The sequence below is a fragment of the Micromonospora sp. NPDC047557 genome, from assembly GCF_043205095.1.
GTDB lineage: Bacteria > Actinomycetota > Actinomycetes > Mycobacteriales > Micromonosporaceae > Micromonospora.
In genome coordinates this window covers 52,742-75,358 of the sequence record NZ_JBIDDK010000012.1, presented here as the reverse complement: position 1 = coordinate 75,358, position 22,617 = coordinate 52,742, and the positions used below count along the sequence as shown (strand labels likewise).

The 22,617-nt window shown below is 71.5% G+C and carries 17 protein-coding genes and 1 pseudogene; 5 read left to right on the top strand and 13 right to left on the bottom strand.

Annotation, left to right across the window (positions count from 1 at the left end):
• Nucleotides 1–3: 3 nt before the first annotated feature.
• The gene (gene pcrA / locus ACGGAQ_RS24595; protein ID WP_354855376.1) at nucleotides 4–2,409 is read right to left on the bottom strand and encodes a DNA helicase PcrA; all 2,406 of its coding nucleotides are present in this window, start codon (nucleotides 2,407–2,409) and stop codon (nucleotides 4–6) included.
• Between the two features lie 313 nt (nucleotides 2,410–2,722).
• Between pcrA and ACGGAQ_RS24590 the strand changes: the two genes are divergently transcribed.
• A complete protein-coding gene (locus ACGGAQ_RS24590) occupies nucleotides 2,723–3,112 on the top strand; it encodes a chorismate mutase (RefSeq protein WP_393052798.1) in 390 nt (129 codons plus the stop codon).
• 133 nt (nucleotides 3,113–3,245) lie between these two features.
• On the opposite strand, the gene ACGGAQ_RS24585 is transcribed toward ACGGAQ_RS24590, so the two are convergent.
• The 8 genes from ACGGAQ_RS24585 to ACGGAQ_RS24550 form a co-directional block, all read right to left on the bottom strand.
• Nucleotides 3,246–4,259 carry an ABC transporter ATP-binding protein gene (locus ACGGAQ_RS24585; protein ID WP_393052797.1) on the bottom strand — a complete coding sequence of 338 codons (1,014 nt, stop codon included), beginning with the start codon at nucleotides 4,257–4,259 and terminating at the stop codon, nucleotides 3,246–3,248.
• Nucleotides 4,252–5,280, bottom strand: a complete 1,029-nt coding sequence (locus ACGGAQ_RS24580) for an ABC transporter ATP-binding protein (protein WP_393052977.1) — start codon at nucleotides 5,278–5,280, stop codon at nucleotides 4,252–4,254. Before ACGGAQ_RS24580 ends, ACGGAQ_RS24585 begins: the two co-directional genes overlap by 8 nt.
• A gap of 25 nt (nucleotides 5,281–5,305) precedes the next feature.
• Entirely contained in the window at nucleotides 5,306–6,265 is a 960-nt protein-coding gene (locus tag ACGGAQ_RS24575; protein WP_393052796.1) for an ABC transporter permease, read from the bottom strand.
• On the bottom strand, nucleotides 6,258–7,184 hold the full coding sequence (locus ACGGAQ_RS24570) for an ABC transporter permease (RefSeq protein ID WP_393052794.1): 927 nt from the start codon (nucleotides 7,182–7,184) through the stop codon (nucleotides 6,258–6,260). Before ACGGAQ_RS24570 ends, ACGGAQ_RS24575 begins: the two co-directional genes overlap by 8 nt.
• Before the next feature lie 149 nt (nucleotides 7,185–7,333).
• The gene (locus tag ACGGAQ_RS24565) at nucleotides 7,334–8,974 is read right to left on the bottom strand and encodes an ABC transporter substrate-binding protein (protein WP_393052793.1); all 1,641 of its coding nucleotides are present in this window, start codon (nucleotides 8,972–8,974) and stop codon (nucleotides 7,334–7,336) included.
• 655 nt (nucleotides 8,975–9,629) lie between these two features.
• Nucleotides 9,630–10,793: a thioester domain-containing protein gene (locus ACGGAQ_RS24560; protein WP_393052791.1), complete on the bottom strand. Its 1,164-nt coding sequence runs from the start codon at nucleotides 10,791–10,793 to the stop codon at nucleotides 9,630–9,632.
• Nucleotides 10,794–10,982: 189 nt separating this feature from the next.
• Nucleotides 10,983–11,669 (bottom strand): response regulator transcription factor, encoded by a 687-nt coding sequence (locus ACGGAQ_RS24555; protein ID WP_354855393.1) that lies wholly within the window; start codon nucleotides 11,667–11,669, stop codon nucleotides 10,983–10,985.
• A 2-nt stretch (nucleotides 11,670–11,671) separates the two neighbouring features.
• The gene (locus ACGGAQ_RS24550) at nucleotides 11,672–12,937 is read right to left on the bottom strand and encodes a PspC domain-containing protein (RefSeq protein WP_393052789.1); all 1,266 of its coding nucleotides are present in this window, start codon (nucleotides 12,935–12,937) and stop codon (nucleotides 11,672–11,674) included.
• Nucleotides 12,938–13,096: 159 nt separating this feature from the next.
• Between ACGGAQ_RS24550 and ACGGAQ_RS24545 the strand changes: the two genes are divergently transcribed.
• The 3 genes and pseudogenes from ACGGAQ_RS24545 to ACGGAQ_RS24535 all read left to right on the top strand — a co-directional run bounded on the left by ACGGAQ_RS24545 (nucleotide 13,097) and on the right by ACGGAQ_RS24535 (nucleotide 17,063).
• Complete coding sequence (locus ACGGAQ_RS24545) at nucleotides 13,097–15,025, top strand: PspC domain-containing protein (protein ID WP_393052787.1); 1,929 nt, start codon at nucleotides 13,097–13,099, stop codon at nucleotides 15,023–15,025.
• A pseudogene (locus ACGGAQ_RS24540) lies at nucleotides 15,022–15,205 on the top strand (hypothetical protein); the annotation flags it as partial. The gene ACGGAQ_RS24545 and the pseudogene ACGGAQ_RS24540, both read left to right, overlap by 4 nt.
• Nucleotides 15,206–15,809: 604 nt before the next feature.
• The gene (locus tag ACGGAQ_RS24535) at nucleotides 15,810–17,063 is read left to right on the top strand and encodes a phosphatidylserine decarboxylase (protein WP_393052785.1); all 1,254 of its coding nucleotides are present in this window, start codon (nucleotides 15,810–15,812) and stop codon (nucleotides 17,061–17,063) included.
• A gap of 57 nt (nucleotides 17,064–17,120) precedes the next feature.
• Here the strand turns inward: ACGGAQ_RS24535 and ACGGAQ_RS24530 are convergent, their stop codons facing one another.
• The 3 genes from ACGGAQ_RS24530 to ACGGAQ_RS24520 form a co-directional block, all read right to left on the bottom strand.
• Nucleotides 17,121–18,059 carry a CDP-alcohol phosphatidyltransferase family protein gene (locus tag ACGGAQ_RS24530; protein ID WP_393052783.1) on the bottom strand — a complete coding sequence of 313 codons (939 nt, stop codon included), beginning with the start codon at nucleotides 18,057–18,059 and terminating at the stop codon, nucleotides 17,121–17,123.
• Between the two features lie 347 nt (nucleotides 18,060–18,406).
• Nucleotides 18,407–19,297 (bottom strand): NUDIX hydrolase, encoded by an 891-nt coding sequence (locus tag ACGGAQ_RS24525; protein WP_393052974.1) that lies wholly within the window; start codon nucleotides 19,295–19,297, stop codon nucleotides 18,407–18,409.
• Between the two features lie 130 nt (nucleotides 19,298–19,427).
• Entirely contained in the window at nucleotides 19,428–20,378 is a 951-nt protein-coding gene (locus tag ACGGAQ_RS24520) for an NUDIX hydrolase (RefSeq protein ID WP_393052781.1), read from the bottom strand.
• Nucleotides 20,379–20,522: 144 nt separating this feature from the next.
• Between ACGGAQ_RS24520 and ACGGAQ_RS24515 the strand changes: the two genes are divergently transcribed.
• Entirely contained in the window at nucleotides 20,523–20,879 is a 357-nt protein-coding gene (locus ACGGAQ_RS24515; RefSeq protein ID WP_393052779.1) for a PspC domain-containing protein, read from the top strand.
• Between the two features lie 7 nt (nucleotides 20,880–20,886).
• Here ACGGAQ_RS24515 and guaA read toward each other — a convergent pair whose 3' ends face one another.
• Nucleotides 20,887–22,443, bottom strand: a complete 1,557-nt coding sequence (guaA, locus tag ACGGAQ_RS24510) for a glutamine-hydrolyzing GMP synthase (RefSeq protein ID WP_393052777.1) — start codon at nucleotides 22,441–22,443, stop codon at nucleotides 20,887–20,889.
• Nucleotides 22,444–22,617 lie beyond the last annotated feature (174 nt).

The following is a 22,617-nucleotide window of genomic DNA, read 5'->3' as shown; positions in this document are numbered from 1 at the left end:
GGGTCAGAGCTTGTCGACCGGGGCGTGTCGCAGCACCAGCCACATGGTCTGGTCGCCGAAGTCGATCTGCGCGCGGGCGCCCGGGCCGTGCCCCTCCACGGCGAGCACGCGCCCCAGCCCGTAGCGCTGGTGGTTGACCCGGTCGCCGGCGGCCACCTTCGGCCCCTGCGGCAACTCGCTGGCCGTGGTGAGGCGGCTGCCGTCCACGCCGAGCCGCTGGGCCAGCTGCGCCGCCTTCGGGGTGCCGCCGGTGAAGGTGCCCCGACCGCCGGGCGCACGGTCGGCACGACCGCCGACGCCGCCGCCCCCGCCGGCCCACGAGGTGTACGACCCCTCGGTGCGCTCCCAGCGCACCAGCTCCGGCGGCAGCTCCTCCAGGAACCGCGACGGCGGGTTGTAGGACGGCTGTCCCCAGGCCGAGCGGGTCACCGCCCGGGAGAGGTAGAGCCGCTGTCGGGCACGGGTGATGCCCACGTACGCCAGCCGGCGCTCCTCCTCCAGCTCGCGGGTGTCGCCCAGCGAGCGCAGGTGCGGGAAGACGCCGTCCTCCAGGCCGGTCAGGAAGACCACCGGGAACTCCAGGCCCTTGGCGGTGTGCAACGTCATGAGGGTGACGACGCCCTGGTGGTCGGGGTCGTCGGAGGGGATCTGGTCGGCGTCGGCCACCAGCGCGACCTGCTCCAGGAAGCCCGCCAGGGTGGCGCGCTCCCCGTCGGCGCCGGTCGCCTCGATCCGCTCGGTGTACTCCCGGGCGACGCTGACCAGTTCCTGGAGGTTGTCCACCCGGCCCGCGTCCTGCGGGTCCAGGCTCTCCTCCAGCTCGGTGAGGTAACCCGAGCGGGTCAGCAGGGCCTCCAGCACCTCCTCCGGAGTGCCGGTCTCGGCCAGCTCCCGCGCGCCGTCGAGCAGCGCCACGAAGTCGGCGATGCCGTTGGCCGCCCGAGTGGAGATGCCGGGCGCCTCCCGGGCCCGGCGCAGCGCCGCGCCGAAGGAGATCCGATCACGGCTGGACAGCGCCTCGACGCACGCCTCCGCGCGGTCGCCGATCCCCCGGCGGGGGGTGTTCAGCACCCGCCGCAGGCTCACCGTGTCGTCGTCGTTGACCACCGAGCGCAGGTACGCCAGGGCGTCGCGGACCTCCTTGCGCTCGTAGAAGCGCACCCCGCCGACCACCTTGTACGGCAGGCCGGCGCGGATGAACACCTCCTCGAAGACGCGGGACTGGGCGTTGGTGCGGTAGAAGACCGCGACGTCACCGGGGCGTGTCTCGTCGGCGTCGACCAGCCGGTCGATCTCCCGGCCCACCCAGTCCGCCTCGGCGTGCTCGGTGTCGGCCACATAGCCGACGATCCGCTCGCCGTCGCCGGCCTCGCTCCACAGCCGCTTCGGCTTACGGGAGGTGTTCCGGTCGATCACCGCGTTGGCCGCGTTGAGGATGGTCTGGGTGGAGCGGTAGTTCTGCTCCAGCAGGATCGTCCGCGCGTCGGTGAAGTCCCGCTCGAACTCCAGGATGTTGCGGATCGTCGCGCCCCGGAACGCGTAGATCGACTGGTCGGCGTCACCGACCACGCACAGCTCGGCCGGCTCCAGCCCGTCGGTGCCGGAGACCAGCTCCTTGATCAGGACGTACTGGGCGTGGTTGGTGTCCTGGTACTCGTCCACCAGCACGTGCCGGAACCGCCGCCGGTAGCTCTCCGCGACGTGCGGGTGGGACTGGAGCAGGTGCACCGTCGTCATGATCAGGTCGTCGAAGTCCAGCGCGTGCGCCTCGCGCAGCCGGCGCTGGTACAGCGTGTACGCCTCGGCCAGCGCCCGCTCGTTGGGCCCGCTGGCCCGCGCGGCGAACTGCTCCGGGTCGACCAGCTCGTTCTTGAGGTTGGAGACCTGGGCGGCCAGACCACGCGCCGGGTAGCGCTTCGGATCGAGATCCAGCTCGCGGGTGACCAGCTGCATCAGTCGGCGGGAGTCGTCCGCGTCGTAGATCGAGAACGTCGATTTGAGGCCGGCGTGCTCATGCTCGGCGCGCAGGATGCGGACGCACGCCGAGTGGAACGTCGACACCCACATCAGTCGGGCCCGTGGGCCGACCAGCGCGGCGACCCGCTCCTTCATCTCGCCGGCCGCCTTGTTGGTGAAGGTGATGGCGATGATCTCACCGGGATGCACGTCCCGTGCGGCGAGCAGGTAGGCGATCCGGTGGGTGAGCACCCGGGTCTTGCCGGACCCCGCGCCGGCCACGATCAGCAACGGGGAACCGGCGTGGCTGACGGCGTCACGCTGCGGCCCGTTCAGCCCGGCGAGGAGCTGCTGCGGATCGAGGCGGACGGAGGCCGACCCGGGCCGGTGCGGACGGGCCGGCGCGGACTCCGGCGCGGGCGGGGACGCGGGAATGTCGAAGAGAGGATGCATCGCGCACCAAGTCTATGCCGCCAGCCGGACACTTCCCGACCGCGCCGTCCGCCAGGCCGGGTCGCCGTGCCTGCGCCTGGAGCACACGGCCGGGCCGCCCTTTTGCGCCGGAATCCTTGCGCGCCGGCCACCGGCGTGGGCATACTCGACGGCGTGATCGCTGCGCGCTACTACTTTTACTACGGCACCGGGAGTCCGGCTGCCGTAGGTCGCGCCTGATCGACAGACCTGCGAAAAGCCCCGGGCTCCTGGAGTCCGGGGCTTTTTCGTCCCGGGTTCCGGGCACCGGGCACCACAGCGCGAGAGGTACCCGATGATGACAGACGTGGTGGAGCAGAACGGTGGCCCGGCCGGAACGGAGGCGGGACAGCCCTCGGCGAGCGGGAGCGTGCCGGAGGTGGTGCCTTCGGTGCGGACGGGCGACCCGTCCGAGGCACGGACCGGCACCGTGGAGCCGACCGCCGCTGCGCGGATCGTGCAGATCAGAGAACGGATCGACGAGATCGACCACGCGTTGATCGCGCTCTGGCAGGAGCGGGCCGCGCTGTCACAGGAGGTCGGGGCGACCCGGATGGCCTCCGGTGGAACCCGCCTGGTGCTCTCCCGCGAACGGGACATCCTGGAGCGCTTCCGGCTCGCGCTCGGCGCCGACGGCACCCAACTGGCGCTGCTGCTGCTGCGTGCGGGCCGCGGGCCACTCTGAGGCGCTTCGATGGGCCGCCGGTGCGGTCGTCACCGACCGGCGGTGCGGGAGCGTGGCGACCCGCTCAGAGGGCTCCGGACAGACGAAACCGCCTGCCGTCGTCGTGGTGACGTCGGCAGGCGGTTTCGGTGACTCACACCTCGTGGGTGGCGACGATCTCGCGCCGCTCCGCGAAGTGGCAGGCGCTCGGGTGGTCCGAGTCGCGCCGGATCTCCAGCAGCGGGACCTGCTCGGCGCAGACCGCCTGCGCCTTCCAGCAGCGGGTCCGGAACCGGCAGCCCGAGGGCGGGCTGATCGGCGACGGCACGTCACCCGTGAGCCGGATGATCGTCTTGTTGTTGCGCTGGGTCGGGTCCGGCACCGGCACCGCCGAGAGCAGCGCCTGGGTGTACGGGTGGGTCGGCCGCTCGTAGATCTCGTCCTCGGTGCCGATCTCAACGATCTTGCCGAGGTACATCACCGCCACCCGGTCCGACAGGTGGCGGACCACCGACAGGTCGTGGGCGATGAAGATGTACGACAGCCCCAGCTCGGTCTGCAGCTTCTCCAGCAGGTTCATCACCTGGGCCTGGATGGAGACGTCCAGCGCCGAGACCGGCTCGTCGCAGACGATCACCTCGGGCCGCAGCGCGAGCGCGCGGGCGATGCCGATGCGCTGACGCTGACCGCCGGAGAACTGGTGCGGGTACCGGTTGATGTGCTCCGGGTTGAGCCCGACCAGATCGAGCAGCTCGCGGACCTTGGCCCGGCGGCTGCCCCGGGGCGCCACCTCCGGGTGGATCTCGAACGGCTCCCCGATCAGGTCACCGACCGTCATCCGCGGGTTCAGCGAGGTGTACGGGTCCTGCATGACCAGCTGGATCTGCCGACGCAGCCGACGCAGCGCCCCACCGGAGAGCTTGGAGATGTCCTGGCCCTTGTAGACCACGCTGCCGGCGGTCGGCTTCTCCAGGTTCATCAGAACCCGGGCGAGCGTCGACTTGCCGCAGCCGGACTCGCCGACGACACCGAGCGTCTCGCCGGCCCGCAGACCGAACGAGACCCCGTCGACGGCCTTGACCTGACCGACGGTCTTCTTGAACACCACACCCTGGGTGACGGGGTAGTGCTTGACCAGGTCACGGACCTCGAGGATGTTCTCAGACACGGTTCACCAGCTCCTCGGCGAAGTGGCAGGCGCTGGCCCGGGCGGGGCCCACCTGGAGCAGCGGGGGGACCTTCTCCCGGCACACCGGCTGCGCCATCGGGCAGCGCGGGTTGAACGGGCAGCCCGGCGGGATGTTCATCAGGTTCGGCGGGAGGCCCTTGATCGTCCGGAGCTGCTGCCCCTTCTCGTCCAGACGCGGGATCGAGTCGATCAGACCCAGCGTGTACGGGTGCGCCGGCTTGGCGTACAGGTCGTACACGTCGGCTTCCTCGACGATCCGGCCCGCGTACATGACGGCGATCCGATCGGCGACGTCGGCGACCACGCCGAGGTCGTGGGTGATCAGGATCATGCCCATCTGCCGCTCACGCTGGAGTTCCGCGAGCAGGTCCATGATCTGGGCCTGCACGGTCACGTCGAGCGCGGTGGTCGGCTCGTCCGCGATCAGCACCTCGGGGTCGAGCGCCAGCGACATCGCGATCATCGCGCGCTGCCGCATACCGCCGGAGAACTGGTGCGGATAGTTGTTGAACCGGCCCTTGGCGTTAGGGATCTTGACCTGGTCGAGCATCTCGATCGCGCGCTTCTTGGCCTCCGCGCGACCCAGGCCCCGCCGAATCCGGAACTGCTCGGCGATCTGGAACCCGACGGTGAAGACCGGGTTCAGGGCGGAGAGCGCGTCCTGGAAGATCATCGCGATGCCCTCGCCGCGGATGCGGCGGCGCTCCTCGGGGGACATGCGGAGCATGTCCTTTCCGTGGAAGCGGACCTGCCCACCGGTGACGAAGCCGGGGGGCGTGTCGAGGATGCCCATGATCGTTTGCGCCGTGACGCTCTTACCGGAGCCGGACTCGCCGAGCACGGCGAGGGTCTCCCCCGCGTCGACGTGGTACGTGACCCCGTTGATGACCTTTGCGACGCCGTCCCGGGTACGGAACTCCACCCGCAGGTCGTCGACCTCGAGCAGCCGGCCGGAGGGGCGCCCGGACCCGCCGGATCCCGGCGCGGACTGCTCAGACACGAGAATGTCGGACACTGGATCTCCCCTAGCGGAGTTTCGGATCGAGGGCCTCGCGGACCGCTTCACCGAGCATCACGAAGCTCAGCACCGCGGCGACGAGGAAGGCGGCGGGGAAGAAGACGAGCCCCGGCGCGACCCGGATGAAATCCTTACCCTCGCTGATCATGATGCCCCAGGACACCACCGGCGACTTCAGGCCGACACCCAGGAACGACAGGGTGGCCTCGGCGCCGATGAACGAGCCGACCATGATCGTGCCGTAGACCAGCAGCGGGGCCAGGCAGTTCGGCAGCAGGTGCTTGAGGATGATCCGACCGCTGCCGGCACCCAGCGCGCGCGCCGCCACGATGTAGTCGGCCTCCCTGGTGGCGAGCACCGAGGAACGCATCAACCGCATCACGACCGGCCAGCTCAGCACGATCAGCGAGATGGTCACCAGGCCCATGATCTCGGCCTTGCTGTTGGTGCTGCCCGAACCGTTGAACGTGGTCAGGATGACGATCGCGCCGAGCACGAACGGAACCCCGAAGAACACGTCGGCGACCCGGCTGAGCAGCGTGTCGACCCAGCCACCGAGGTAGCCGGAGATGATGCCCATGGTGCCGCCGACCAGCAGGGTGCCGACCACGGAGAGCACGGCGACCACGACGGAGGCACGCGCGCCGTAGATGACCCGGGCGTAGACGTCCCGGCCCTGCAGGTCGTACCCGAACCACGCGTCGCCGGACGCCTTGTTGAGGCTGCGCGACAGCGATCCGTTGACCGCGTCGCCCGGGGCGAACAGCGACGGGAAGGCCGCCATCAACAGGAAGATGACGATGAACGTCGCCGAGATCCAGAACAGCGGCTTACGGCGCAGATCCCGCCAGGCGTCACCGAGCAGACCACGTGGCTTCTCGTTGCCCTGCGGCCCGGGGGCGGCGGGAGTGTCGGTCGGCTGCGCGGCGGGGGTGCTGACAATCGAAGCGGTGCTTGGGTCACTCATAACGGATCCTCGGGTCCAGGGCGGCGTAGAGCAGGTCGACCAACAGGTTCATCACCAGATAGACGACCACCAGTACGACCACGATGCCAACCACGGTAGCGCTTTCCTTGGTGACGATCGCGCGGTAGACCTCGCGGCCGATTCCGTTGATGCCGAAGATGCCCTCGGTGACGATCGCGCCGCCCATCAGGGCGCCGAGGTCGGTGCCGAGCAGGGTGACCACCGGAATGAGCGAGTTGCGCAGCAGGTGCACACCGACGACCCGGCGCATCGGCAGGCCCTTGGCGATCGCGGTGCGCACGTAGTCGGCGCGGCGGTTCTCCGCGATGCTCGTGCGGGCCACCCGGGCGATGTACGCCACCGACGCGCTACCGAGCACGAAGCCCGGGACGATCAGTTCGGAGAACCGCATCTCGGACGAGACGGTCGGCTTGACGATGTGCCACTGCACGCCCAGCAGCCACTGCAGCACGAAGCCGACGACGAACACCGGCAGCGCGAGCAGGAAGAGGGTCGAGACCAGGACCAGGTTGTCCAGGAAGCCGTTGCGGCGCAGACCGGTCAGGATGCCGGCGCCGAGGCCGATGACGGCCTCGATGGCGAGCGCGACCAGGGCCAGCTTCAGCGTGTTCGGGTATGCCGTGGCGATGATGTCGCCGATGTCGCGCTGCGAGAACGTCTGCCCGAAGTCGCCCTGGAGGAGGTTCTTCATGTAGTTGCCGTACTGCACGAAGACGTTCTGGTCCAGGTGGTACTTCTCGGTCATGTACGCGACGTACTGATCCGGGCAGCGGCGCTCGCCGCACTTGCCCGCGAACGGGTCGCCCGGGACGGACCAGACGAGCCAGTAGATCAGGAAGGTCGAGCCGATGAAGACGGGCACGAGTTGGAGCAGCCGTCTCAACAGATAACGGCCCATGGGGTGGTCCTCCAGACAGGGGGCGCGTCGGACGGCCGACACGGTGGTGACAACGTGGCGAGTGGAGTGTTGTAGCACCCACTCGCGGAACGGCCCCGGGTCGGGCTCACCGGATGTGGCGAGCCCGACCCGGGGTCAGACCGTACGGATCAGAGCTCGACCGAGGTGATGTCGAGTTCGCCGACGTTGTTCAGCTCGAGCTTCTTGATCTTCTCCGAGTGGCCGGACTGCTGGCCGTAGAAGTAGATCGGGATGCTCGGGACGTCCTGGTCGACAACCTCGACGGCCTTGGCGAACGCCTCGTGGGAGGCCTCCAGGCTCGGCGCGGCGCTGGCCTGCTTGGCCAGGGTGTCGACCTGCGGGTTGCTGTAGAGACCGTCGTTGGAGGAGCCACCCTTGACGTAGAGCGGGTTGACCCAGTTCTCCACGTCCGGGTAGTCCTGCTGCCAGGCGGCACGGTACGGGCCGGTCATCTTGTGGGCGTTGATGTTCTGCCGGAAGACCGCGAAGGTCGGGATGCCCTCGGCGCGAGCGTTGATGCCGAGGTTGGTCTTGACCTGCTGCGCAACGGCGTCCATCCAGTCCTTGTGGCTGGAGTCGGCGTTGTAGTAGAAGACCATCTCACCGGTGAAGCCGCCGGCCTCGGTCAGCAGCTGCTTGGCCGTGGTCGGGTCGAACTTGCAGGCGGTGCAGTTACCCGGCTTGGCGCCCGGGGTCAGCGGGTTCGCCCAGCTGTCGGCCGGCTTACGGGTACCGAAGAAGATCTTGTCCGAGATCTCCTGCCGGTTGATCGACAGCGAGACCGCGCGACGCAGCTTCGGGTTCTGGAAGCGCGCGTCGTAGATCGGGAACGCGATGAACGCGGTCGACGGGGTGACCGTGTTCAGGCCCCGGTCACCGAGGTCGGTCTTCCACTTGTCACCGGCGAGCGCCGAGGTGGGGACAACCTCCATGAAGTCGAGGTTGTTGGCGAGCAGGTCGGCGTAGGCCGCCGTCTCGTCCTGGTACAGCTTGACGTCGACGTCCTTGATCTTCATCTTGTCGCGCAGGCTGTAGTCGTCGAAACGAGTCAGCTTGATGAGGACGTTGTCCTGCCACGAGACGAACTTGACCGGGCCGTTGCCGATCGGCTTCTTGCCGAACTCCTCGGGCTTCATGGTGAAGAACGCGTCCGGCAGCGGCATGAAGGCGCTGTAGCCGAGCTTGGTCGGGAAGACCGCGGTCGGCGCGGCGAGGGTGACCTCGAAGGTCTGCTCGTCGATGACCTTCAGGCCGGAGAGCTCCTTGGCCGTCGGGGCCGGGGCCTTCTGCGGGCCGTCCGGGCCGTCCGGGTCCTCGGTGTAGGTCTTGTCGAAGCCCGCGATGTCCGAGAAGAAGGAGCCGTTCTGCGCGCCGTTCGGCGAGTACGCGGCCCAGTTCCAGGCGTCGACGAAGTTCTTCGCCTTCACCTCGGTACCGTCGTGGAACTTGGTACCCTTCTTGATCTTGATCGTGAAGACCTTGGAGTCCTTGGTGTCGATGGACTCGGCCAGCGCGTTGCGCGGGGCCCCACCGTCGTTGGGGTACTCGACCAGGCCGGTCCACAGCCAGTCGATGACCTTGCCACCGCCGGTCTCCGTGGTGTTCGACGGAACCAGCGGGTTCTCCGGCTGGACGCCGTGGATGACGATCGCGCCATCCTTGCTGGCGGCGGCGTCGCCGTCGCCGTCACCGCTCGAGCAACCGCTCGCGACAAGCGCGGCAGCCGCGCTGAGCGCGATCGCGCTCGTCGCCCGCTTCGAGACTCTCATTCCGAGGGGCCTCCTCTTTCTAAACCTGGTTCCGTCGTGGGTTTCACGCACGTTTGGGGGTGACACCGCCCGACCACCCCGGGGCGGGGGTCGCCGGGACCACAGGGAAGTTTGGGGACACCCCTGATGTTCCGATCCGCCGGGCTCCCTCACCCGACGAGGCACGACCCTACGCAGGCGACACAGCCACGAACCCGCCAGGAACAGCGGAGGTCGTGGTCGCAGGCCGTACGGAGTGCCACACACCGAGGGTGAGGTGCTGCCACTGTGACACCCACTGGCCGCTTCCGTGAAGGTGCCGTTATCAAGCCGTTAGTTGCCCGCCACGTTGCCGATACTTGAAAAATGATCACAAAACGGTCGGGGCGGGTGTCTCTGACCTGGAAGTACATGACCTGCTGGGACGCTCGCGCCCCGCTCAGGCTCGACTTCTGTGAGCTTTTCCGCTTGACGACCACGCGGTCCGACGCCCATCTCGGGCCCGGTTTTCTTTACCCGTCCGGACGAGGTCGACGTCGGCTGCACGGGCACCATGGCCGACTGGGTGGACGAGGGCGCCGCGGCCGGTTCTCTGATCATGAAAGGCGGCCGCGACGACACCGGCCCCGGCGCCGCGTGGAGGCGGGGCCGGGGCCGGTGATGTGGCGGGGATGGATCAGGCGGTGAAGCGGACCTTGCGACGACGCACCAGGAGGACGGCCACCGCACCCGCGGCGAGCAGCAGCAGACCGGCGGTCGCCGCCGCCGCGATCGGCGAACCGGTCAGCGGCAGGCCGCCACCGTTGCTGGCCGGCGAGGTGGACGGCGCCGGGCTGGCCGGCTGCGACGACTCCGACGGCGTGGCCGACGGGGTGGTCGGCGAGGGCGACGCGCTCGGGGTCGCCGTCGGGGTGGTCGGCGGCGTCGTGGGGACGGCGGTGAAGGTGGCCGCCGCCTGGGTGGTGACGGTGGCGCCGGTGCTGCCGCCGAGGATCAGCTTCTGCGCCTTCTTGGCGCCGGTGAACAGGAACACCCGGCCGAAGGAGACCGAGTCCTGCGCGGTCAGGGTCACGTTGACCGTGCCGGCGGCCTCAGCGGCCAGCCAGAACTGCCCGCCGTTGGTGGTCGTGGTGACCGGCTTGCCCTCGGCGTCGACGGCGGTGCCGCCGGTGGCCGCCACGGTGATGGCGCCCGCCGGGCCCTTCACCGTGAACGGACCGGCCTTGCCGCCGACCGTCGCGGTGGCGCTGGCCGGGTCGACGGACAGCTCGGCACGCGGCTCCGGCTGGTCGGTGGCGTTCTTGATGAGGTAGTCACGGACCTTCGTGATCACCTCGTACTGGTTGCGGGCCTGCAGGTCCTTCTCCCAGGCGCCCAGCTCGATGCCGTCGCTGAAGTGCCAGACGGCGGTCTGCGTGCCGAAGTAGAGCAGCGTCTCCAGCTGCTTCTTACCGATCTTCGTCTCCACGCCGGCGGCGGCGAGAAGCGCGGTGGAGTCGGCGTTCGGGTAGCCGTGGGTGAGCACCCACTGGACCTTGCCGAGGTTGCGCACCTCGGACTTGTCCCAGGTGCCCTCCTCGTACTTGCCGTCGAGCTTCACGCTGGTGTGGTAGTCGATGCAGAACGCCGGCACCAGCTTGCCGTCGATCTTCAGAGCGAGCGCAGACGTGGTGCGCGTCTTGCCGTCGAGCTTCAGGGTGACCTCGGTGCCATCGACCACCTTGGCCACGCCGGTGGCCGGAGCAGCGGCTGCGGCACCCGCCACGCCGAGCGCCAGCGCGCCGCCGGCGACGGCCGCCAACGCGACCCGCGCCCAGTGTCGTCCTCGTTGTCCCAACATCAAGAGTGGTACCTCTCCCCCAGGGGTGACCCGCTACCGCGGGCACGCGTGAGTCGCCGCCTCCGCGGGATGCCAACACCCACGCGCGGAAACGGGACCGGGGCAGTATGGGACGACGGGTGATCGTTTGTCAGCCCCGCCCAGCGGCATCCGTGGCATCTGCCCGAAATGCCGGGGCGGAGGAATAGATCACACGAGCCGGCGGTCGGCCGCCCAGCGGGACAGTTCGTAGCGGTTGGACATCTGGAGCTTGCGCAGCACGTTCGACACGTGCGTCTCCACCGTCTTGATGGAGATGAACAGCTCCTTGGCGATCTCCTTGTACGCGTACCCCCGGGCGAGCAGGCGCAGCACCTCCCGCTCCCGGTTGGTGAGCTGGTCCAACTCGGGGTCGGCCACCGGGGCGTCCGGCCGGGCCGCGAAGGCGTCCAGCACGAACCCGGCGAGCCGGGGGCTGAACACGGCGTCACCGTCGGCGACCCGACGGATCGCCGCGGTCAGCTCGTCCGGGGAGATGGTCTTGGTGACATACCCCCGGGCGCCGGCCCGGATCAACCCGATCACGTCCTCCGCCGCGTCGGAGACGCTCAGCGCCAGGAACTTGACCTGCGGATGGCTGCGCCGCATCGCCTCCAGCACGGCCCGACCACCGCCGTCGGGCATGTGTACGTCGAGCAGCACCACGTCCGGAACGGTGGCGGCGATCCGGGTGACCGCCTCGGCCACCGTGCTCGCCTCACCCACCACCTCGACGTGGGCGCCCAGCTCGGCACGCACCCCGGCGCGGAACATCGCGTGGTCGTCCACCAGGAACACCCGCAGGCGTTCCGGGCGGCTGGTCGCCGGGTCGAGGTGCTCCATCGGCTGCTCGGCCATGGTCATTTGTTCCTCTCCGCTGCGGACGAGTCCCGGGAGATCGGCAGGATCAACCGGACCTCGGTCCCCTCCCCCGGGCCGGACCGGATCTCGGCCCGTCCGCCGTGCCGCTTCATCCGTCCGATGATCGAACCGCGTACGCCGTGCCGGTGGTCCTCCACCGTATCCGGATCGAAGCCCTTGCCCCGGTCCCGGACGAAGACGCTGACCTGATCGGGCTCCACCTCCGCGTAGAGCGACACGGTCTGCACGCCGGCGTGCCGGGCCGCGTTCACCAGCGCCTCCCGCGCGGCGGCGACCAGCGCGCCGACCTTCTCGTCAGTCTCCCGGTCGCCCACCACCACGGTCTCCACCGTGATCGCGAAGGTGTCCTCGACCTCGGCGGCGGCCTGCTCCAGGGCGGCCGCGAAGCGCTCGCTCGGTGACGCCGTGGGCTTGTAGAGCCAGTTGCGCAGCGAACGCTCCTGCCCCCGGGCCAACCGCTGCACCGTCTTGACGTCGCTGGCGTTGCGCTGGATCAGCGCCAGCGTGTGCAGCACCTGGTCGTGCACCATCGCGGCCAGCTCGGCCCGCTCCTGCTCGCGGATGCGCCCCTCGCGCTCCGCGCGGAGCTGGCTGTACGTCCGCCACAGCACCGGCGCGGCGACCACCCCGACCCCGGCCAACCCGACCAGCGCGAAGATCACCCCGTTGATCACCGCGTCGAAGTTCTGTGCCGGCGAGTAGACCGCCGCGACACCGATGATGCCGACCGCGACCAGCACCCCGCCGCCGATGAACCGGAGCACGAAGGCCCGCCGGTCGCTCTCCTCGACGACCGCCCCGAGCCACGGGACCGGCATCGTGTCGCCCCAGCGCCGCCGCCGCTCGGGCGCCGACTGGTGCCAGATGACCCCGGCGCCGACCGCGATGATGGCCACCAGCCAACCGGCGGTGCCCGCCGCGCCGACCGAGTCGAAGACCATCACCTGGATCAGCAGGACACCGAGCCCGATCCCGACGAACGGCAGGAGCTGGGCCACGTCGCGCCGGGGCGGCACCGCGGTGTCACCGGGGCGCAGCGGCACCACCGCCCAGAAGGCCGCATAGAGCAGCAGTCCGAGCCCGCTCAGCCCGAGCAGCACCATGAACGCGACCCGCACGCGCAGCACCGAGATGCCGAGATGGTCGGCGATACCGGCGGCGACGCCAGCGGCCATCCGATGCTCGGGGGCGCGGTACAGGCGCGGAGGCGGGGTCACGGTGCTGATCGCAGGCTCCCTGGTCACGGGGGTGGACTGTCCGGAGGTCGGTGAGTCCGATCGTCACACGCTGCGGCGTCCGCCGACCACGGGGACGCCCCCGACATTCCGGCCGCCCGGATCTCAGGGTGGGGTCAGGGTCGGGTCCTGAGGTCGTTCGGGCGACGCGGGCAGCAGGATCGAGACATGACCGAGGAAGCTGCCCCGCCACCCCGCCCCGGGTCGGCACAGCCGGGCGGTTCAGCACCGCCCGCACCAGCCGGGACGCCCGCCGGCTGGACCGAGCCCACCACGTTCGGCCCGACCGCCGAACCGACACCGGGCGCGTACGAGCCTCCGAGCGCGAGCTACGCGCCCGGCGCCGGCTTCACGCCCGGCACGGGCCAGGGGCCCGGCGCCGGCTTCGCGCCCGGCGCGGGCTACGGGCCCGGTGCGGCCTACGGGCCCGGCGCCGGTACGACCGGTGCGAGCTACGGGCCCGGCGGGGGCGCGGGTACGCCTGGAGGGCCTGGTGGGCCGGGGCCGTCCGTGGGGCCGCTGGGCGGCACCGGCTTCACCTCGCGGTACGGGCTGGTCCGGCCGCGCGACGGCCGTTACCTGGCCGGGGTCTGCGCGGCGATCGGACGAGCCACCAACACCGATCCGGTGCTCTGGCGGGTGCTGCTCGCGGTGCTCGGGTTCTTCGGCGGCATCGGCATCCTGGTGTACGTCGCCGCCTGGCTGATCATCCCGAACGAGGGCGACACGGCATCCCCGGTGGAGTCGATGCTGGGGCGCGGCCGTTCCAGCATGTCCCCGGTTACCGTGATCGTGCTGGGCATCCTGGTGGCGGCCAGCTTCGGCTACATCGTCACCGACGCCTTCCGCGCGGTGCTGCTCGGCGCGGCCATCCTGATCGGCGGCGCGTTGCTGCTCAACCGGGACAGTCGTGGACCACAGCCCGGCGCCCCGGGTGGGCCGGTGCCGCCCACCCCGACCGGTACGCCACCCGGGCCGGTCCCGCCGGTCGCCTGGCCCGCTCCGACGCACGGCGCGGCGCCGTCGACCGGGCCGCTGGCGACCGCGCCGCTGGCGGGTGGCGCTCCGGCGTACGCCGCCGCGGCGCCGGGTGAGACGCCGAGCGCACCCGCGCCCGTGCACGGCACCCAGCCGGCCACCGCCACGCAGCCGTTCGTCGGCGCGCAGCCGGTGTCCGGGGCGGCGCTGTCGTCCGGGGCGGGGCCGGTGTCCGGGCAGCCGGCCGGTGCCACCACGGGGCCGCAGGAGGCCACCTGGCCGGTGCCCGAGCCGGGCTGGCCGGGCAGCGGCACGGCCACCGAGGGCACCGCCGCCGCCGGCTGGCCGTCGGCGCCGGTGACCGCCGTACCCGCCGGCCCGGCCGGTTACCCGGTCGCGGCGACGCCGGGCGGGTACCGCCCGCCGTTCGCGCCACACGGCCCGTACGCCGCGCCGGCCCCCGCCGCGTACCCGCCGCCCAAACCACCGAAGCCGCCGAAGCGGCCCCGGGAGCGTTCGCCGCTCGGCGCGGTGACCTTCTCGCTGATCTTCCTGGCCCTCGGCGTGGTCGCCCTGCTCGACCTGCTGGACGTGTTCGCCGTCAGCGCCTCGGCGTACTTCGCGGCCGCGTTGGCCACGATCGGGCTGGGGCTGCTGGTCGGCACCTGGTTCGGGCGGGCCCGCTGGCTGATCGCGCTCGGCCTGGTGACCGCCGCGGCTCTGGGCACCGCCACGGTCGCCGAGTCCTACGACCGCATCCGTGGCGTGGACGGCGCGGTCACCTGGGCGCCCACCGACTACCGCGACCTCGCCAACCGGTACGAGAACAGCTTCGGTGACGCCGTGCTCGACCTGCGGGGCATCGACTTCACGAAGCAGGACAGCGAGGTGACCGTCGCGATCAACTTCGGGCAGGCGACGGTTGTCGTACCGCCGAACGTGGACGTCACCACCGTGGCCGACGTCAACGCCGGCGACGCCACCATCTTCGGCAACCGTTCCGGCGGGATCGACGGCCGCCTGCGGGAGTCCACCGACCTGGGCGCGGACGGCCCCGGCGGCGGGAAGTTGCGCCTGTACATCCACGTCAATGCCGGCAACCTGGAGGTGACCCGGTGAAGGCTCACCGTACGGACCTGCTCTCGTTCGCCTTCGGGCTGGTGTTCCTGGCGTTGTCGGCCTGGTGGCTGCTCGCCCAACTGCTCGGGCTGGCGCTGCCGCCGGTCGGCTGGTTCCTGGCCGGCGCGCTGATCCTGATCGGGATCTTCGGTCTGGTCGGCGCGCTGCGCTCCGGCCGATCCAGCCGCCCGGAGCCGAACGACGTCGCCGACCCGGCCACGATCGCGGCCCAGCAGCCCGGCGTGCCGACCTCCGGGGTGCCCGCCCCGACCTCCGGCGCGGGCCTTCCGGCCTGGACCGCCGAACACTCCGCCTGGGACGCTCCCCTGCCGGGACCGGCGCCAGAGGCACCGACGGTGGCCCTGCGGGCACCGGAGCCGCCGACCGCCGAGATGCGTCTGCCGGAGGCGTCGACCGCCGAGATCCGGGCACCGGAGGCGTCGGCGGACGCCATCCACCCCGCCTGGCTGGCCCACGGCGCGTCGGAGTCGCAGGCGGCGCCGGTCTCCGGCCAGCCCGGCGACGGGGCCGACGAGCAGCCCCGGCCCGACCACCCGAGCACGGCGACCGGCGACGATCCGGCGGACGAGCGGGAGGGCCGACAGCGGGAATCCTGACCCGGCTACCTGCCCGCGACGGCCCGCACCACCTCCACGGCGGTGCGGCCGGCGCGGGCAGGCGCATATGCTGACCGGTGGAGATCTCGCCTCCGCCGGCCGGCCCGTCCCCGCCATGGCGGCCCCGCCGCGATTCCCGTCTCTACCCCGTCAGGAGCCCGCCCGACATGACGCAGTCCCCCGCCGTGCGTACCACCGGCCGGTCCGGTCCGGTCCGCATCGGCGAGCGAGCCGCCCGTACCCTCGTCACCGAGCTGGCCCGGATGAACGACCCGAAGGCCGCCCTGCTGGTCGGCGCGAGCCCGGAGTCCGCGGTGCTGGCCGCGGCCATCGAGGCGTTGCTCCCCGGTGACCAGCTCACCGTGGTGCCCGCCGACTCGTCCGGCGCCCCCGTGCTCCGCGAGCACGTCACCGCCCAGGGCCGGTGGGTCGCCGACCGCGTACGCGTGGTCGACTCGCTCGCCGACGCCGAGGCCGCCGCCGTGGTCATCGCCGGCGAGGCGTTCATCGGCACCGCCGAGGAAACCCGGAGCGGCATCGACGGGTTGTCCAAGTACCTGACCGAGGGCGGGGTGCTGAGCGTGGCGACCACCGCGACGCCGGGCCGGACGACAGGCGCAGCCAGCGAGCTGGCCCGGCAGGACGCCCTCTACGGCGTCGGCGGGGACCTGGTGCTGCGGAACACACCGCCGGTACGCGTCTACCGGCTCCGGTTCACCCCGGCCAGCCCGGCCGCGGCCGACCGGTTGGCCCCGGCGTACCGGCCGTCGAGCGTGCCGCTGACCCGGGGAATGCACATCGACTCCAACGGGGTGGCCGCGGCGGGCATCACGCTGGGTCTGGCGGCGCTGGCCCGGGTGGCGCGTCCGTCGTCCAAGTTGTGGCTGCTGCCGGCGCTGGCCGCCGGGCCGGTAGCCGCGTTCTTCCGCGATCCCCAGCGGGACGTCCCGGAAGACCCGAACGCCGTGGTGGCCAGCGCGGACGGCAAGGTCCTGTCGGTGCAGCGCCTGCACGACGAGCGTTTCGGCGACGGTGAGTGGCTGCGCGTCGCGGTCTTCCTCTCCGTGCTGGACGTGCACGTCAACCGGGCTCCGGTCGCCGGCAAGGTGGTGGACTACTTCGTCGCCGACGGCGGCTTCGTCAACGCGATGAAGCCCGACGCCGAGCACAACGTCGCCGCGTACACCGTCCTGGACACCAGCCGTGGCACGGTGGTGGTCGCGCAGCGCACCGGCCTGATCGCCCGCCGCATCGTGCAGCGCGCGCCGATCGGCGCGCTGCTGGCCAAGGGGGAGCGCTTCGGGCTCATCCGGTTCGGCTCGCGGACCGACGTCTACCTGCCGGCCGAGGCCGCGGACCCGCTGGTGGGGCCGGGCGACAAGGTGATCGGCGGCTCCACGGTCATCGCCCGCTGGCGCTGACGCCGAGACGCGAAAACGGGGCGCCGCTGTCCGCGGCGCCCCGTTTCGTGTGTCGGATCAGGCGGTACGACGCTGGCGCAGCCAGAGCACCGGCCCGCTGACCAGGTAGCCCACCACGATCAGGGCGAACGTGAGCCGGATGTCGACGAGCGCGCCGAGCACCGGGGCCAGCCAGAGCCACGGCGGCAGCTTCACCAGGCGCGCGAGCTTGGCGTACGGGAAGCTGGACACCATCGCGAAGGCGAGCAGCGCCACCCCGGCGACCAGCACCAGGCCGGGCACCGGCAGGCCGATCGCCACGGTCACGGCGAGCACGGCCGCGGACATGGTGGTGGGGACACCGCAGAAGAAGCGGCCGTCCTTCGGCGAGACGTTGAAGCGGGCCAGCCGGATCGCCGCACACGCCGCGACCAGGGCGCAGGCCACCGCGGCCGCAGCCGTCGACACGGAGCCGGCGAGCGAGGCGTAGACCACCACCGGCGCGGCGAGGCCGAACGAGCACATGTCGGCCAGCGAGTCCATCTGGGCGCCGAACGGGCTGGCGACGCCGAGCCGGCGAGCCAACGCGCCGTCGAGGCCGTCGAAGCCGACGCAGGCGATCAGGCAGAGGGCGGCGATGCGCACCTCGCCCTGCATGGCCAGGAAGATGGCCAGCATGCCCAGCATCAGGCTGGCCAGGGTGCAGGCGTTGACCACGCCGAACTTCATCCGGCGGGCGACGGTGCGCTCGCCGGGCAGCAGGGGGATCGACCCGGACGACGCCTCGTCGGCGTGCGCCATCGGCGGCAGCGCCGGGCTGACCGGCATGACCGCCTCGATCTCGGCCCGGTTGACGCCGAGCGACGGACGGCCGAGCCGGTCCAGGCCGTAACGGCGGCGCTGGCGGTCGGCGTACCGGTGCTCGGGCAGTGTCACGTCGGTGGTCCGCAGGTCGCCGTCACGGCGACCCACCCGGACCAGCAGCACCTGGCGGGCGAACGTGCTGCTGCGGCGCAACGGGCCCGCCCAGCGACGCCCTGCGGGGCGCGGACTGTCAGTCGTACGACGCCGGCGCCATGGGGCTCTCGGCACGTTTCCTCCATCACCGGATCGGCTTGCCGCCGTTTGGGGCGGGTGTCCGGCTGTCTCGTGCCGGACCTTGCGTGGCCCGGCAGCCGTTTTGCGGAGTACACCATCGCATAGGGGAACGTGGCTTGGCGATAGCTGCCGGCGGTACTTATATCTGGTGCAAACCGCGCGAACCGCCTTGTTATTCCCATCCCGGGCCTCATCGCCCGTTTCCTCCACCATTCCCGTCTCCGACTGTACCGGAGGGTCACCATCTCGGCTCGCCGAGCCGGGTGCTATCGACCCAGCTGTCCGATTGCCGAGGCAGCGATGCCGGTCAGCAGCAGGTCATCGGTCTCGGCGATGGTGAACCAGCCCGCCCGGGCGGTCGAGCCACCGGCGGACTCGGTCACCACCGCGTCAGTTGGTACGTCCACGAGCACCCGATAGATCACCCGGACGCCGTGCCAGTTCAGCGGACGGCCCTCCGGGCCGAGCGCAGCCGGGTTGTGCAGGTTGTCCACGCCGAGCAGCTCCACGACCCGGCCCACCTGACCGCCCTCCTCGACCAGCTCACGGAGCAGCCCGGTGGTCGGCTGCTCGCCGTGATCGGTGCCACCGCCGGGCAGGTGCCACTTGCCGGCCCCGGGATAGCCGTCGGCGATCTGGGTGAGCAGGACCCGCCCGGCCGGGTCGGTGACCAGCCCGTACGCCCCGAACCGCAGCCGGCGATCCGGGTGCGACGGCGGGAGCGGCTCGGCGGACGGGTGCGCGTCGGCCGGGAGCGGGGTGACCGGCAGTCCGAGCAGTTCGGCGCTGAACGGTGTCAGCGGCAGCCGGGCCGCGTCCTCGGGGCTGACCCAGCGGGCCTCGATCGTGCCGTCTCCGATGTCGGCCGGCACATCGCCGTGAACGGTCATCTCGAACAGCAACCGGTCGGTGTGCAGCGAGACGCCGCCCTGCGCGAGGGTGCTGACGTCGGCGACCACGGCCCGCAACCGACCCACCGACACGGCCAGCCCGGTCTGCTCGCCCACCGTGCGCACGACCGCACGCTCAGGATGCTCGGCGTGCGCGACCGGCCCCCCAGGCAGCGACCACACCGCCCCCACAGCCCCCCGGACAACCAGAACTCGCCCCGAGGCCGACAACAAACCATGAACCGCAACCCGCCGCACCAGCTCCACAACCAGGCCCCCGCTCCCCCGCACCCGCCTCCAGGCCGGTGATCATGAAGTTATCGCCGTCTTTCTCGGCGTGTCCCGACAATAACTTCATGATCACCGCGACGAGGGAGGCCGGGGGCCGGGGTGGGGGTTAGGTTAGTTGGGCTGCTTGGACTGCTTCTGCGGTCACCTCGGTCAGGCGGTCCGTTCCGAGGGCGCCCAGTTCCTCGCGGGCGAACCAACGGGCCTCGCAGGTGGAGCCACCGACGTCGGTGATCGTCGGCGCGTTGGGCTCGTCGACCACGACCCGGTAGAAGGCGCGGACGCCGTGCCAGTCGATCGGGTAGCCCTCCGGGCCGAGCGAGGCGGCGTCGCGGTGGCTCGCCACACCCAGCAGCTCGACGAGGCGGCCGGACTGGCCGGTCTCCTCCACCAGCTCCCGGATGAGCGCCGCGCCGGGCTGCTCGCCGTAGTCGGTGCCGCCGCCGGGCAGGTGCCAGCAGCCGGCGCCCGGGTAGCCGTCGGAGATCCGGGTGAGCAGCACCCGACCGGCCGGGTCGGTGCACACGGCGTACGCGGCGAAGCGCTGCGCCCGGTGCAGCCCGTCCGGGCCGGGCACCGCGTAGAAGGAGGGGAACTCGGGCACCTCGTCGGGCACCACGTCGGCCGAGGAGGCGGGCAGGCCGAGGGCGCGGGCCGTGAACGAGCGCAGCGGCAACTCGCGGGCCTCGTCGAGCGTGTACCACCGGGCCAGGTCGGTGGGGCGTTCGCCGACCCGGTCGGCGAGGGTGCCGCCACGCACCGCCACCCGGTAGATCAGCCGGTCGGTGTGGATGGTGATGCCGCGCTCGGGCAGCGCCCGCATGTCGGCGAGCACGTCGGCCAGGCCCGAGACGGCGACCGAGAGGCCCGTCTCGGCGGCGGTCTCGCGGACGACTGTGTGGTTCGGGTCCTCACCGTGGTCGACCGCTCCGCCCGGCAGCGACCAGGTGCCGGGGGTGCCGGAGCGCTCCGATGCGCGGACCAGCAACACTCGGCCGTCTGAATCAGCACAAACTGCGTATGCCGCGATCCTGCGAAGCGGCTCCAGCATGGTGGTCACGGGACCAAATTCTCCCCGGGACGGGTTACCGGGACGGAAAAGAGTCGGATTCCTGACTCTTTGCTACCCGCTCAGGGATCGGTCAGGGTAAGGATCCGGGCGGTCACCGAGGGCGGGCCGGGCACCGGCGCGGACCGTGGAGACATGACATCCACCGCCGCTCCGCACGCCCCGTACAAGCAGCTCCGGCGACCCACCACCGACCGCATGGTGGCGGGGGTCGCCAGCGGCCTCGGCCGCTACTTCGACGTCGACCCCACGGTGGTTCGCGTGGCCTTCGCGGTCACCGGCCTGCTCACCGGCGGGCTCGCGCTGTTCGCGTACCCCATCATGTGGTTCCTGATGCCCGAGGAGCCCACCGGCGCGCCGGCCTGGCCGCACCCGGCGGGCGCCGCGCCGCAGCCCACCGCCGGGCCCGCGCCCGGCGGACCGCAGCCGGGGTACGCGCCGACGCCGCCCTACCCGCCGACGGCCCCGTCCCACACGCCGCCGGCCGCGTGAGCCGCGGTCACTCCCACTCGATGGTGCCCGGCGGCTTGCTGGTCACGTCCAGCACCACACGGTTGACCTCGGCGACCTCGTTGGTGATCCGGGTGGAGATCCGGGCCACCACGTCGTAGGGCAGCCGGGACCAGTCGGCGGTCATCGCGTCCTCGCTGGAGACCGGGCGCAGCACCACGGGATGCCCGTAGCTGCGCCCGTCACCCTGCACGCCGACGCTGCGCACGTCGGCGAGCAGCACCACGGGGAACTGCCAGACACCCCGGTCCAGACCCGCGGCCGTCAGCTCCTCGCGGGCGATCAGATCGGCGCGGCGCAGCAGGTCGAGGCGCTCGCGGTCGACGGCGCCGATGATCCGGATGGCCAGGCCGGGGCCGGGGAACGGGTGCCGCCAGACCATCGCCTCGGGCAGGCCCAGCTGGAGGCCGAGCGCCCGGACCTCGTCCTTGAACAGGGTGCGCAGCGGCTCGACCAGGGCGAACTTCAGGTCCTCCGGCAGGCCGCCGACGTTGTGGTGGCTCTTGATGTTGGCGGTGCCGGAGCCGCCGCCGGACTCCACCACGTCCGGGTAGAGGGTGCCCTGGACCAGGAACTCCACGTCGCCGTGCGAGGCGATCTCGCGGGCGGCGGCCTCGAAGACCCGGATGAACTCCCGGCCAATGATCTTGCGCTTCTGCTCCGGATCGGTCACCCCGGCCAGCGCGCCGAGGAACCGGTCGGCGGCGTCGACCACCTTCAGCTTGATGCCGGTGGCCGCCACGTAGTCCTTCTCGACCTGCTCAGCCTCGCCCGCGCGCAGCAGACCGTGGTCGACGAACACGCAGGTGAGCTGGTCACCGACCGCTTTGTGCACCAGCGCGGCGGCGACCGCGGAGTCCACCCCGCCGGAGAGGCCGCAGATGACCTCCTTGTCACCAACCTGGGCGCGGATCCGGGCGACCTGCTCGTCGATGATGTTCTCGGGCGTCCAGGTCGGCTCGATGCCGGCGATGTCGTACAGGAAGCGGGTCAGCATCTCCTGACCGTGCGCGGTGTGCCCGACCTCCGGGTGGAACTGCACGCCGGCCCGACGCCCGGCCACGTCCTCGAAGGCCGCCACCGGCGCGCCCGCCGACTCGGCGGTGACCGTGAAGCCCTCGGGGGCCTCGGTGACGCAGTCGCCGTGGCTCATCCAGACCGGCAGGTCCGCCGGCAGGTCGCGCAGCAGCACACCCGGCTCGAGGAGGCGGGGGCGCAGCGGCGTGCCGCCGTACTCGCGGTTGCCCGTCCGCGCGACGGTGCCGCCGAGCGCCTGGGCCATCGCCTGGAAGCCGTAGCAGATGCCGAAGACCGGCACGTCGGCCGTGAACACGCCCGCGTCGATCTGCGGGGCGTCCGGCGCGTACACGCTGGCCGGACCGCCGGAGAGGATGATCGCGGCCGGGTTCTTCGCCAGCATCTCGGCGACCGGCATCGAGTGCGGCACGATCTCGGAGTAGACCTTCGCCTCGCGGACCCGGCGCGCGATGAGCTGGGCGTACTGGGCTCCGAAGTCCACCACGAGGACAGGGCGAGGCAGGCTCATGTGCACAAAGCCTACCGACAGTCACCGCCGGTCCGAGCCGCGCCCCACGCACTCGGCGCGGCGCGACGCCGACCTCGTCCGGTACGACCCGCGCCGTCCCGCGGGGCCGCACCGGCGCCACGCGCGGCGCTACCGTCTCAGCGACCCACGCGCGGACCGGACGGAGGCACGGCG